A 12416-nucleotide genomic window follows, 5' to 3' on the forward strand; every position below is an offset into this window, starting at 1 on the left:
CATTCCCATCAGATAATTTTCAAAAGGAGATAGCACCATGGCGGAACAACACTTTATATTTCTTTTGAAAGAAAAAACTGTCACTCCACAATCGCTTGAAGAAGCCAGCGCCGCCGAGGTGATATGCGAGATGCTGCGGCAACAATTTTATATATCTCGCATTCATGTTTTGGCCGATTCAAACCAGAAAGCATTAGATAAGTTCATGAAAATATCTAAACATCATCAGAACGAACTATCAGCGGAAACTATCATATGCTAATCCTTGGAATAACGAATAATGATACTGCAGGTGCCTGTTTAGTCAAAGATTCACAAATCCTTTCTGCTGTTCATGAGGAACGTTTCACCAGGATTAAAGGAGACAAAATATGGCCACAGCAGTCTATTAATTTTGTTCTAGAATCAAATGATTTAAAAATAAATGACATTGATATTGTTGCTTATGGCTGGAAGGCTGGATTTAACGAAGAGAATTGTTTGAACCTTTATGTTTCAAGAATAATTCATGAAAGTACTACAAACGTGAAAAATATTGGCATACTAAAAAAAAGAATAGCAGATGAATTGATTAACGATCGAGATAAACGCAAAGAATTTGATGATTATATTTTACAGAACAAAATAAAAGATAAAGTGAGATTTATCGATCATCATGATACTCATGCATGGGGAGCATGGCTTTGCTCACCATGGAATGACGCATTAGTTGTAACATGTGATGGAAGGGGTGATTTTCTGTCTCTCACTATACGCCAAATCATCAATGGAGAAGAATTAGTATTACAACGTGAAACAACGATAGATAGCCTCGGCTATTTCTATGGAAGAATAACGCATTTATTGGGCTTCACACCTAATCGTCATGAAGGAAAGATAACGGGTCTTGCTGCACATGGAAATCCAAAACCAGCACTCTCATTTATGCAGAAAATGATTGATCTTCATGGACATAGACTATTATCAAACTGCGGTGATTATTACATTCCATCTTATCAAAGCTATTCGAAAAAACTCATTAATGAAATAAAAAAACACAGCCCGCAGGATATTGCTGCAGCAGCACAATTTCATTTAGAGCACATCATTACGACGTTAATCAAGCATCATATTAAAAACAATAAAAAAAGTCACATTTGCCTTGCTGGCGGAATCTTCGGGAATGTACGATTAAACCAAAAAGTGCGTGAAATTTCCGGCGTTGATGGAGTATTTATTTTACCTTGTATGGGTGATGAGGGACTCCCTCTGGCTGCGGCCGTAACAACAGCATGGAGAGAACGAAAAACTCGTTGCCAGTTTAACACTATGAACCTCGGCCCAGATATTGATAAAGAAGAACTGCAAAAAATCATAGATTCATCAACAGATTTAGTTTGTTTTAAACCAATAGATATGATTAGTTATATGACTGAACTTCTTAAAAGCGAAAAAATAATCGCAATAACTCGCGGTAAAATGGAGTTTGGTCCAAGAGCACTATGCCAAAGAAGTATTATTTATCACGCACACAATCCAGACATCAACGTTTGGCTTAACGCTAAGCTGAGCAGAACAGAATTTATGCCCTTCGCACCCGTTACAACTGAAAAACTGGCAGGAATTTGTTTTAAAAACTGGAAGAAAGAAGATATTTCTGCTGAGTATATGACGATCACATACCGATGCAATAGAATAATGAAAGATCAGTGTCCGGCTGTCGTTCACGTTGACAATACCGCTCGACCACAGGTTGTCAAAGAGAGCAAAGACCCTTTCATGTATCGATTAATTAATAAATGGTATGAAATTTCAGGCCAGCCTTGCCTGGTCAACACCTCATTTAACCGTCATGAAGAGCCAATAATTAACACTCTAAGGCAAGCCGTAGCGGTTTTAAAAGAAAAGATCATAGATGTCATAATAATAAATGACAGTTATGCACTAACTATGAGAGAGGATGTATGATACCAAGAAGTGGGCATTTCATCAGCACCATTTTATTCGATCTCGATGGCGTTATTATCGATTCCAACGATGTCATCATTCGGGCATGGCGATATGCGGCTGGTAAGTTTGGATATTCTATTAGTGATGAAATGGTGGACAAGTTCATTATTGGCGCGTCAGCGAAATATACATTATCAAAAATATTTCCAGAAGCGGGTCCTCAGCAACATCAGAAAATTCATCGGCTGGTAGACCAATTTGAACAGCAGGCTGAGTGCACACTCATTCCTGGCGTAGAGGGCTTCTTAAGGAAGCTGACCGGCTATTCGATTAACATCGGGTTGGTCACCAGCAGTTGGCCAGATAAAATCAATCACGTACTTAAGGAACATCATCTTGATATGTTCAGACATATCGTCTCTCGTCATGATGTTTCTCGTGGGAAGCCCGATCCAGAACCTTACGTTACAGCAATCGAAAAATTCGGCTGCCGCGCTGCAGAAACACTGGTTTTTGAAGATTCGACTCATGGTATTACTGCCGCACTTTCTGCAGGTACGGATTGCATCGCCATCGGTAATACCTCTCAAATCGATCTGCCATACGTAGAGGACTTCAATCATCTGGTTATCACTGATGAAAAACCAATATGGTTATTTAAAGAAAGTCGGTTTGGTATCGGGATACTCACGCCATAGAAATAAAAACCCCATACAACTTTCTGATATGGGGTTCTGATTTACCGTATTAGCCGACTCACCGGATAAATTAGATTACCGATTAATTCTCAGCCTGGCAGTTACGTGGCGTAATATTGTTTTCCTTCGCGTAGGCATTGGCGGATTTCTCGATGATCGGCCGCAGCAGCGCCCAGTCCGGTGAAATCCAGTCGCTAATCACTTTCCACTGGCTGCCGTCCCACTGCTGGAAAGTCACGCGGCCCTGGCCTTCGTGATCCTCACAGGTCACGTTAATCGAGTGGAACAGGCCTTTGGCACCCAGCGCTTCCACACGAGCAGGATCAAGCTGCAGATGCTCGAAGCCCCAGCGGATTTCATCGCCGGTCAGCGTGCGGTGGCCAAACTTCTGCTGCGCAATGCGGATAGCCTCAACGTTCAGAATGCCGTTCACAATGCCGAGATTATGATAGACGCTGCCGATGCGTTTACGATCCTGCAAATTACCCTTACCGGCACCGTAGACCTTATCAATAATCTCTTTCACTACCGGATACACCGAGCCGGATGCCTGGGTGGTCAGTGCGATATAGCCCTTCGCCGCGTTCCCCGCCGGGATCACGTCCTCTTCGGAGTTCGACCAGACGTTGCCGATAATGTGGTCCGCCGGGTAACCAACCTTCTGCGCGGTTTTCAGCGCCACCGGGTTCATCACGCCAAAGCCACGCAGAACCACGTAATCCGGTTTCGCACGGCGAATGGTCAGCCACTGTGACTGCTGTTCGTTGCCCGGATGCGGCACTTCGATCTGCTGTACTTCAAAGCCGTATTTTTTCGCCAGCAGCTCAAAAATCGGGATGGTTTCCTTGCCGTATGGCGAGCCGTGGTAGAGGACGACAATTTTTTTACCCTGTAGTTTGTCCAGGCCGCCGAGACGGGTGCCGATAAATTTGATGATCCCCGACGTTTCGCTGTACGGGTTAAGCAGCAGCGGGAAAACATACGGGAAAACGCGGCCATCGGTCGAATCGGTACGGCCATGATCGATGGTGATCAGCGGCGTTTTATCGCGGGTGACGTCATCGATCATCGCATAGGCAATACCCACGGAAAGCGGGTTCCAGGCGGCAACGCCGGGCTTACTTTTTTGGCGTTTATAACACTCAACGCCACGCTCCACTTCATACTGGGTTTCACACTCGTCCCAGGTAAGCTTGACGCCGTTAACTCCGCCGTCACGCTGATTAATCAGCTGTAAGTAGTCAATAAACCCGCCAAAGAAGCCACTGCCCGCGGCGGCATAAGGCCCGACGCGATAGCTCTGTAACGGGAAATACTGTTCATCCGCCCTGGCGCCGAGCGAGAGCTGCGCCAGCAGCAGCGTAACCCCGACGAGAAGCCGGGTAAGCGATATCACCTTCATTTTCACCATTTTCATGCCCTGTTATTAGTAGAATTATTTTTGCCCGGCGAAACCGTCAGCTCCAGGCGTGCAGCGGTGGATTGACCCCGTTCAGCGCGTAGTTGCCGAGGATGGCGTACTTCCAGCGCACCGGATCGTGCAGCGTATGGGTACGGGCGTTGCGCCAGTGACGATCGAGGTTGTGCTCGGCAAGCGTGGAACGGGTGCCCGCCAGTTCGAACAGCCGGTTGGTTGCTTCAATGGCGATTTCCGTGCTCAGCACCTTGGCTTCCGCCACGGCAATCTGCGCTTTTGCCACGTTCTCCGCCGTCGGTTCTGCCACCGCGCGATCGATCCACAGGCCCGCTTTTTCCTGTAGCGCCTCGGCGGCGTGCAGCCGCAGCGTCAGATCGCCGACGCGCTGAATGGTGTAAGGATCGTCGGAGGCGCGATCCAACCCGCTGTCCACCCACGGGCGTGATTTCTCGCGCACGAAGCGGATGGTTTCGTTAATGGCCGCCTCGGCGATGCCGGAGTCAATCGCCACCTGCACAATCTGGAAAATCGCGCCGTCGGCGCTGGGGGCTTCATAGCCTTTATAGCCGGGAACCAGATGGGTTTTCGGCACCCGTACGTTATCCAGCAGCACGGTGCCGCTGGCGGTGGTGCGCTGGCCGAAGGCAGACCAGTCGTCGATTACCGTCAGCCCCGGCGCATCGCGGTCGGCAATGGCGTACCACGCCCGGCCCTGATCATCCAGCGCCACGATCGGCACCAGATGCGCCAGCAGCGCACCGCTGGAGTAGAATTTCTTGCCGCTCACCAGCACATGATCGCCGTCGTCAACAAAGCGCGTTTCGAAATCCGCCGCGCGCTTACTGCCAAACTCAGAGAAGGCGTTGCCAAAGCGCACGCCGCTCAGCACCTGAGCAAACAGTTCACGCTGCTGCGCTTCATCGCTGACCGTGCGGATCGCCGCCACCACGCCAAGATGGTTCTGGGAAATCTGCGAAATTGAGGGATCGGCGGCGGCAATGATCTGCACCACCTTCGCCAGCGTAGCGTAGGAGACCTCCGGGCCGCCAAAGCGCTTCGGCACATTGATCGACCACAGCCCGCTCTGAGAAAACGCGTCCAGCTCGGTAATCGGCAGGATGCGGTCGCGATCGCGCTCGGCGGCGGTGAGAACAAACTGCGCGGCCAGTTCGGTAGCCACGCGGATCGCCTCTTCATCACTCTGAATAATATGCGCGGGCTGCGCCGGGCGCGGATAGCCCGGCACGCCACGCGGAGCGGTATTGGTAGGATGTGGCTGAGATGCGGTTACTGCGTCTTCGGTCTGAAGCGTACTCATCGGTATTCTCCTGTATAAAAGTTATGCTGCAAATCCCAGATAAATTCTCTGTACGTCTTCCTGCTGGCTTAATGCCTGCGCATCACCGGAAAGCGCCACGCTGCCGGTATCCAGCACATAAGCGCGATGGGCATGGCGTAAGGCCACCGTGGAGTTCTGTTCCGCTACCAGAATCGATAGCTTTTGCTGCTGGTTAAGGCGGGTCAGCACCGCAAAAATCTCTTCAACAATCAGCGGTGCCAGGCCCATTGACGGTTCGTCCAGCAGCAGCAGCTGGGGTTTCGCCATCAGCGCACGGCCGATGGCCGCCATCTGCTGTTCGCCGCCGGAAGCCAGCCCGGCGGCCAGCTGTCGTTTGTCCTTCAGCCGTGGGAAAATCTGATAGATCTCCTCCAGTCCCTGGCGAATCTCCGCCCGGGAGGCCGAACGTGCCAGCGCACCGGCGATCAGGTTTTCTTCCAGAGTCAGCGATGCAAAGCAGTGCCGCCCTTCAAGTACCGGGACGATGCCGCGCTTCACCAGCCGGTGCGGGGCTTCGGCGGTAATATCCGCGCCGCGCCACAGCACGCGGCCCGCGCTGACCTCACCGCGACGCGCGGGCAGCAGGTGTGAGATCGCCTGCAGCGTGGTCGATTTCCCTGCGCCGTTGCGCCCGAGCAGCGCCACAATTTCCCCTTCGCCAACGGTGAGCGAAATATCCTCCAGCGCCACGATATGGCGCTGATAGCGGGCGCTGAGGTGCGCTACCTCAAGCAGCGCATTGCGGTCAGTCATGATGTTCTCCGCGAGGTGAAGTACGACGCCAGCCGCTGCGTCAGCGCCGCCAGCCCTTTTGGTTCGGCAATCAGGAACCCGATCAGCAAAACGCCGACGATGATGTTCTGCACCAGCTCCAGCACGCCGGAATCCACCTGCTGGCCAAACAGCCATGCGCCAAGCCGGGAAAGCAGTAGCGGAAACAGCGTCAGCAGCGCCGCGCCAAGAAACGCGCCGCGAACCGTGCCTAATCCCCCAATGATGATGATAAACAGCAGCTGGAATGAGCGATCCAGATTGAAACCCGCCGGTTCGACGTTGCGCAGATAGGTGAATGACCACAGCACGCCGGCAATGCCGATAATGAAAGAGGAGAAGCCGAAGGCGATCATCCGGGTTCGCAACACCGGTACACCGATCGCTCTCGCCGCCAGCGGGTTGTCGCGCACGGCGATAAAGTTGCGCCCGGCCGAGCTGTTAACCAACCGCCAGACCAGCCAGGTCAGCAGGCTGACCACCGTCAGAGTAAACAGATAGCGACGCTCGGAGCTGTCGATGATCCACGCACCCAGGTGCAACGGAGCCACCGATACCACGCCGGACGCGCTGTTCATCGAAAACCAGCTAAAGTTGTTCAGCGCCCACTGGACAAAGAACTGCGTCGCCAGGGTAGAAATCGCCAGATAAAAACTGCTGAGCCGCAGGCTCGGCAGGCCGAAGATCAGCCCCAGCAGCGCACTGATACCGCCTGCCAGCAGCAACACCAGCGGCAGCGGCAGGTCCAGGCGACCAATCAGATTCAGCGCGGCGTAGGCACCCACCGCCATAAAGGCGGCGCTGCCGAGGGAGATCTGCCCGGTATAGCCTGCCAGCACGTTCAGCCCCAGCGCAGCCAGCGACAGCGCGAGGAACGGCGTGAGTACCGCATCAAACAGGTATTCGTTACCGATCAGCGGCAGCAGAATAAACGCCACGATGGGTAGAATAATCCCGCCAGCACTGAGGCGAGGCAGGGTACGACGAACGTCCGGTGAGAGTGTCGACATCGTTACAGCCTCGATAAACGGTGGGAGCCAAACAGGCCTGCAGGACGGATCAGCAGGAACAGCAGCGCCACGGCATAGGCGATCCAGCTGTCAATCCCGCCGCCCAGCAGCGGGCCGAGATACACCGATCCCAGCTTTTCGATCAGGCCAACCAGCAGCCCGGCAACGATCACCCCGGCCACCGAATCAAATCCGCCCAATACCAGAACCGGCAGCGCTTTTAGAACCACCAGAGACAATGAGAACTGTACGCCCAACCTTGCCCCCCACAGCAGTCCGGCAACCAGCGCGACAATCCCTGCCGCCGCCCAGACCACCGCCCACAGGCGGCCAATATTCAGGCCCACCGCCAGCCCGGCAAAGGTGTCATCCGCCACCGCGCGGAACGCCAGCCCGGTGTGCGTATAGCGGAAGAACAGGCTCAGCAGCAGCACCATCAGCCCGGCAACGCCGGCGGCAAACAGATCGAACTGGCTGATCAGCACGCCACCAACCTCAAACGGCGTGTCGTCGATGCCCAGGTCCAGCGCGTGAACCTGCGTTCCCCACAACAGCTGTGCGGCGCCCTCGATGATGTACGACACGCCCAGCGTGGCAACGAACAGCACGATCGGCGGCTGATTCACCAACGGCCGCAGCACGGAGAATTCAATCAGCATGCCGAGCAGCGAAATCGCTACCAGGGTAATAGGAAGCACCGCCCATACCGTCCAGCCGCGTTCGATCAGGCAAACGAAGGTGAGTGCCGAGAACAGCAGCATCGAACCCTGGGCAAAGTTGAAGACGCCGGAGCTTTTGTAGACCAGCACAAAACCCAGCGCGACCAGTGAATACATCACCCCCGACAGCAGGCCACCGACGCTCACTTCAATCAGGAACAGCCAGTCAATATTCATCCTCTGGCTCCCGGTGCGGTAGTTTCCGCCGCTGAACCCAGATAGGCGGCAATCACCGCCGGATTTTGCCGGATCTCATCCGGCGTTCCCGTCGCGATATTGCGCCCGTACTCCAGTACCACAACGCGATCGGACAGACTCATCACCACCGCAATATCGTGCTCGATCAGCAAAATGGTGGTGCCGAAATGGCGGCGTATCTCGCGGATAAGCTCGCTAAGCTGCTGTTTATCCGCCAGCGTCATTCCCGCCATCGGTTCGTCGAGCAGCAGCAGGCGAGGGCGGGCAACCAGCGCTCTCGCCAGCTCAACGCGTTTTTGCATGCCGTAGGACAAACTGGTCGTCAGGCGCGATGCCACTGCATCCAGACCGAAGAAATTCATCACCGCCTGCGCCTGCTGAAGCTGGCTTTCGCGCTCATGCCGCGCGCGGGACAAGCCGAAAACCTCGCTCAGCAGAGATGTTTGCCGACGGTGTGCCAGCCCCTGCAAAATGTTATCGACCACGGAAAGGCCGCTAAACAGCGCAAGATTCTGGAAGGTCCGGGCCACGCCCGCACTGGCGAGCTTTTCCGGGCGAATTGAACGAAAGCGATGCTCGTCAAGCCCGATCTCGCCGCGATCGGGCCGGTAAATACCGGAAATCACATTCAGCAGGGTGCTTTTCCCCGCGCCGTTCGGGCCGATAATTGCCAGTAACGATGACGGTTCCGCCCGCAGCGAGACGTCACTTAAGGCCTTAACCCCGCCAAATGAGAGCGAAATACCAGAAAGCTGTAGCGATGCGCCCGGCTTCCTGGCTCTGGCCGTTTCGGCTGAGTAACCCGCTAACGGCGATTGTCGCAGTGCCGCCAGCGAGGTCGGGGATAGTTCTGATAACGACATATTTCTCTCCTGGTCAGCAGCGCTTTCGATCGCTTTGCCGCTTTCTCATATAACTATTTGCAATTTATAAATATACAAACCAACCTTTAGGTTATAAGAACATAAGCAGAATGTGTGCCAAAGTTAGCAAAGGTTATTTTCTTTTTAATTCAGTTAATTAGACTGAAAACCAATGAAAGAAAATGCTGCATTTGCAGCAGAAATGTTGTTTAGATGCTGCAAATGCAGCAGCAAGGGTTCAACGGAAGGATATAGCGGGGAATGATCAACATTTAGCTAGTTTATGGTATTTATGCTGTGCAAATGGCATTAAAAGCGATGATTATCTGGCTGTTTTCCTATTACGTATTGATCTGCTCGGTTTAACCCCTGGAGAAATAATATTAATCCGAATTTCGCCCCGTTAAGGGAATCACGGGTGAAAGTTCGTAGGATTATTCTTACAATAGAGTTGATGATTACCCGACCATTTTCATGGAGTGACAGATGGCAAGTCATTTTGCACGATGGACACTTGTCCAGACGAAAGCACAGGTTCACCGACTTCCGTTGCAGCTGGTAGAGCATTCAGCCAGCCTGGCGGAGAGGCGCCGTCGCCGCTATCTCGCGGCCAGAACGCTGCTGGCGGAACTGATGCTGCGGGTCTACGGCATCCCCCAGCTTCCCGATATCCGCCTTGCTGACGGCGGGCGCCCCTGTTTTTCCGATCCCGATCTGCCTGACTTCAGTATCTCCTACGCCGGAAATGTGGTTGGCGTTCTGCTGGCGGAAGAGGGCTGCCGTGCCGGCCTGGATATGGAGATTGTTCGCGCACACAGCCGCCAGACTTTAGAGCAGTATCTGCACTCTTTTTCATCCGGTGAAAAAGCCTGGATCAACGCCCAGAACGATCCGTCTGAAGCCTGTACTCAAATCTGGACGCTTCGCCAAAGCATTCTGAAGATGACCGGGGAGGGTAACAGTGGTTTTGATGCGCTGCGCCTGCATCCCGCTTCGGGAAGGCTGCGTTCTTCAACCCTGGCCGATATTCAGGCTATCTGTGATGTGGAAGCGTTGATGGTCTGGTCCTGCGCGCTCTCACCGGGAACCGATCGGCTACAGCTGTGGGAATATGATGATTCTGAAGGGTGGAATTCACTGCAGAGTATTAACGTCTATTCGTTAAATATGGGGCCACGGGCACTGCGTTTAACCAGTCTGCCCGCCGAGAAGCAGCACTACTATTCCTGATAGCAGGGTGGCGCAAGGCCACCCTGCTGTTGCAGAGCGCTTAATGTGCGTCTACAAAGACAATCTTCAGCACGAACAGCAGCGCCACCACTACCACGCACGGGCTGATTTCACGCCAGCGGCCGGTTCCCAGCTTCATCACGCAGTAAGAGATAAAGCCCAGCGCGATCCCTTCGGTAATCGAGAAGCTGAACGGCATCATCGCGGCGGTCACAAATGCCGGAACGGCTTCGGTCAGATCGTCCCATTTCACGCGTGCAAGGCTGGACGTCATCAGTACGCCAACGTAAATCAGCGCACCGGCTGCCGCATAGGCGGGCACCATGCCGGCCAGCGGAGACAGGAACATCACCAGCAGGAACAGAATTCCGGTGACTACCGCCATCAGCCCCGTGCGCCCACCGACGGACACGCCGGAAGAGCTTTCGATGTAGGCGGTAACAGAGGAAGTACCGATAAATGAACCGGCCACCGAGCTGATGCTGTCAACGTACAGCGCCTGCTTCATGCGTGGGAATGTGCCTTTTTCATCGGTCAGACCGGCCTTATCGGTAACGCCGATCAGCGTGCCGGAGGAGTCAAACAGGTTGACCAGCATAAAGGAGAAGATAATCCCGGCCATGCCGATATTCAGTGAGCCTGCGAGATCCACCTGGCCCAGCACCGACGTAACCGGCGGCGGCGCAGAGAAAATACCGGTGTATTTCACATCACCAATAGCCAGGCCAATGCCGGTGGTTACCACGATGGAAACCAGCACCGCAGCGTGAATATTGCGGGATGCCAGAATCGCGATGATAAAGAAGCCCAGCGCACCCAGCAGCACACTGTGCGAGGTCAGGTTACCCACGCTGACCAGCGTGGCTTCGTTCGGCACGATGATCCCGGCATTTTTCAGGCCCATCATCGCAATAAACAGCCCGATACCGGCGGTGATGCCCACGCGCAGGCTGACCGGGATATTCGAGATCATCCAGTAGCGCACGCGGAAAATGGTCAGCAGCAGCAGGCCGGTCGCGCCCCAGAAAATTGCCCCCATGCCCACCTGCCACGAGATACCCATCGCACCCACCACCACGAAGGCAAAGAAGGCATTCAGGCCCATTGCCGGTGCCAGCGCAACCGGCAGATTAGCCACCAGCCCCATCAGGATGCTACCGGCTGCGGCGATCAGGCAGGTGGTGACAAACACCGCCTGCGTATCCATACCTGCCACGCCGAGGATCTGCGGGTTAACAAAAACGATGTACACCATCGTCAGAAACGTGGTGAAGCCGGCAATCACCTCAGTGCGTGCTGTGGTGCCATGCTCCTGCAATTTAAAAATCCGTTGTAACAAACCGGGATTAGTCATTATGTGTTTCCAGAAACGGAGAAAAATGTCGACGGCTATCCTACCCCATAATGATGCGTTTTGGATGGGGGGTAACCGGTTTTTTCGCAACCGATTGCGCTGTTTTCGCCGTCGAATCACTACCATTAACCGTAATTGACATTTGCAGTCGCAATCCTGCTACAGTCGCGTAAAGTAGAAAAGAAAGCCTAACCGACCTGAAGGACGCACAGATGTCAGTGGAGTGTGTATTTTTTGATTGTGATGGAACGCTGGTAGACAGCGAAGTGCTCTGTACCCAGGGCTATGTGAATACCTTTGCGCAGTTTGGCGTTACGCTTTCGCTGCAGGAGATGTTCGAGAAATATAAGGGCGTTAAGCTGTATGACATCGTGGCCGATGTCTGCGAACAGCATGGCCTGACCACCCCGGTTGAGGTGCTTGAACCGGCCTACCGCGCCGAAGTAGCAAGACTGTTCGATCTGGAACTGAAGGCGATCCCCGGCGCTAAAGCGCTGGTAGAAAGCATTCAGGTGCCAATGTGTGTCGTATCCAACGGTACGGTACCGAAAATGCAGCACTCGCTGGGCCTGACCGGGCTGCTGCCTTTTTTCAGCGATCGCCTCTACAGCGGCTACGATATCCAGCACTGGAAGCCCGAGCCGGAGCTGATGCACCACGCCGCGCAGCAGATGGGCATCCCGATTGAGCATTGCATCCTGGTGGATGACTCCGAAGCCGGGGCAAAAGCGGGGATCGCCGCCGGTATTCCGGTATTTTACTACTGCGCGGACGCGCACAATCCCGCTATCGACCATCCGCTGGTCACCGTATTTACAGATATGGCGCAGCTTCCCGCCCTGTGGCGTGACAAAGGCTGGCAGCTGACGCGCTAGCGGCCGGGCCAGC

At 53.8% G+C, this 12416-nt stretch carries 12 protein-coding genes; 5 read left to right on the plus strand and 7 right to left on the minus strand.

Features of this window, described 5'->3' with window-relative positions; translation table 11 throughout:
* Positions 1–37 precede the first annotated feature (37 nt).
* Genes JOE09_RS23170 through JOE09_RS23180 form a run of 3 tightly spaced genes read left to right on the plus strand, consistent with a single transcriptional unit; the run spans position 38 to position 2627 of the window.
* Positions 38–262, plus strand: a complete 225-nt coding sequence (locus tag JOE09_RS23170; protein WP_205067507.1) for a hypothetical protein — start codon at positions 38–40, stop codon at positions 260–262.
* Positions 256–1947 carry a carbamoyltransferase C-terminal domain-containing protein gene (locus JOE09_RS23175; RefSeq protein WP_205067508.1) on the plus strand — a complete coding sequence of 564 codons (1692 nt, stop codon included), beginning with the start codon at positions 256–258 and terminating at the stop codon, positions 1945–1947. Before JOE09_RS23170 ends, JOE09_RS23175 begins: the two co-directional genes overlap by 7 nt.
* Positions 1944–2627, plus strand: a complete 684-nt coding sequence (locus tag JOE09_RS23180) for an HAD family hydrolase (RefSeq protein WP_205067509.1) — start codon at positions 1944–1946, stop codon at positions 2625–2627. Before JOE09_RS23175 ends, JOE09_RS23180 begins: the two co-directional genes overlap by 4 nt.
* An 82-nt stretch (positions 2628–2709) precedes the next feature.
* Here JOE09_RS23180 and JOE09_RS23185 read toward each other — a convergent pair whose 3' ends face one another.
* From JOE09_RS23185 to JOE09_RS23210, 6 genes are read right to left on the minus strand one after another with little or no spacing between them, the layout of a single operon-like run.
* A complete protein-coding gene (locus JOE09_RS23185; RefSeq protein WP_239553272.1) occupies positions 2710–4038 on the minus strand; it encodes an ABC transporter substrate-binding protein in 1329 nt (442 codons plus the stop codon).
* Positions 4039–4084: 46 nt separating this feature from the next.
* Positions 4085–5362, minus strand: a complete 1278-nt coding sequence (locus JOE09_RS23190; RefSeq protein WP_205067511.1) for an SfnB family sulfur acquisition oxidoreductase — start codon at positions 5360–5362, stop codon at positions 4085–4087.
* A gap of 21 nt (positions 5363–5383) precedes the next feature.
* A complete protein-coding gene (locus JOE09_RS23195; RefSeq protein WP_205067512.1) occupies positions 5384–6136 on the minus strand; it encodes an ABC transporter ATP-binding protein in 753 nt (250 codons plus the stop codon).
* Positions 6133–7164: a branched-chain amino acid ABC transporter permease gene (locus JOE09_RS23200; protein ID WP_205067513.1), complete on the minus strand. Its 1032-nt coding sequence runs from the start codon at positions 7162–7164 to the stop codon at positions 6133–6135. Before JOE09_RS23200 ends, JOE09_RS23195 begins: the two co-directional genes overlap by 4 nt.
* Positions 7165–7166: 2 nt before the next feature.
* Positions 7167–8060 carry a branched-chain amino acid ABC transporter permease gene (locus JOE09_RS23205; RefSeq protein ID WP_200545853.1) on the minus strand — a complete coding sequence of 298 codons (894 nt, stop codon included), beginning with the start codon at positions 8058–8060 and terminating at the stop codon, positions 7167–7169.
* Positions 8057–8944: an ABC transporter ATP-binding protein gene (locus JOE09_RS23210; RefSeq protein WP_205067514.1), complete on the minus strand. Its 888-nt coding sequence runs from the start codon at positions 8942–8944 to the stop codon at positions 8057–8059. The genes JOE09_RS23205 and JOE09_RS23210 overlap by 4 nt, the downstream gene beginning before the upstream one ends.
* A 486-nt stretch (positions 8945–9430) precedes the next feature.
* Between JOE09_RS23210 and JOE09_RS23215 the strand changes: the two genes are divergently transcribed.
* Positions 9431–10174, plus strand: a complete 744-nt coding sequence (locus tag JOE09_RS23215) for a 4'-phosphopantetheinyl transferase family protein (RefSeq protein WP_205067515.1) — start codon at positions 9431–9433, stop codon at positions 10172–10174.
* Positions 10175–10214: 40 nt separating this feature from the next.
* Here JOE09_RS23215 and JOE09_RS23220 read toward each other — a convergent pair whose 3' ends face one another.
* Positions 10215–11528: an NCS2 family permease gene (locus JOE09_RS23220; RefSeq protein ID WP_205067516.1), complete on the minus strand. Its 1314-nt coding sequence runs from the start codon at positions 11526–11528 to the stop codon at positions 10215–10217.
* 212 nt (positions 11529–11740) lie between these two features.
* On the opposite strand from JOE09_RS23220, the gene yieH reads away from it, so the two are divergent.
* Positions 11741–12403 (plus strand): 6-phosphogluconate phosphatase, encoded by a 663-nt coding sequence (gene yieH, locus JOE09_RS23225; RefSeq protein WP_205067517.1) that lies wholly within the window; start codon positions 11741–11743, stop codon positions 12401–12403.
* The last annotated feature ends 13 nt before the right edge of the window (positions 12404–12416 follow it).

This window comes from Pantoea coffeiphila, from assembly GCF_016909495.1.
In the GTDB taxonomy this organism is placed as follows: domain Bacteria; phylum Pseudomonadota; class Gammaproteobacteria; order Enterobacterales; family Enterobacteriaceae; genus Erwinia; species Erwinia coffeiphila.

Coding starts and splice junctions, on each gene's coding strand:
- JOE09_RS23220 (WP_205067516.1), bottom strand. CDS start 11,528: ATGACTAATCCCGGTTTGTTACAACGGATTTTTAAATTGCAGGAGCAT.
- JOE09_RS23210 (WP_205067514.1), bottom strand. CDS start 8,944: ATGTCGTTATCAGAACTATCCCCGACCTCGCTGGCGGCACTGCGACAA.
- JOE09_RS23170 (WP_205067507.1), top strand. CDS start 38: ATGGCGGAACAACACTTTATATTTCTTTTGAAAGAAAAAACTGTCACT.
- JOE09_RS23195 (WP_205067512.1), bottom strand. CDS start 6,136: ATGACTGACCGCAATGCGCTGCTTGAGGTAGCGCACCTCAGCGCCCGC.
- JOE09_RS23200 (WP_205067513.1), bottom strand. CDS start 7,164: ATGTCGACACTCTCACCGGACGTTCGTCGTACCCTGCCTCGCCTCAGT.
- JOE09_RS23185 (WP_239553272.1), bottom strand. CDS start 4,038: ATGGTGAAAATGAAGGTGATATCGCTTACCCGGCTTCTCGTCGGGGTT.
- JOE09_RS23215 (WP_205067515.1), top strand. CDS start 9,431: ATGGCAAGTCATTTTGCACGATGGACACTTGTCCAGACGAAAGCACAG.
- yieH (WP_205067517.1), top strand. CDS start 11,741: ATGTCAGTGGAGTGTGTATTTTTTGATTGTGATGGAACGCTGGTAGAC.
- JOE09_RS23180 (WP_205067509.1), top strand. CDS start 1,944: ATGATACCAAGAAGTGGGCATTTCATCAGCACCATTTTATTCGATCTC.
- JOE09_RS23175 (WP_205067508.1), top strand. CDS start 256: ATGCTAATCCTTGGAATAACGAATAATGATACTGCAGGTGCCTGTTTA.
- JOE09_RS23205 (WP_200545853.1), bottom strand. CDS start 8,060: ATGAATATTGACTGGCTGTTCCTGATTGAAGTGAGCGTCGGTGGCCTG.
- JOE09_RS23190 (WP_205067511.1), bottom strand. CDS start 5,362: ATGAGTACGCTTCAGACCGAAGACGCAGTAACCGCATCTCAGCCACAT.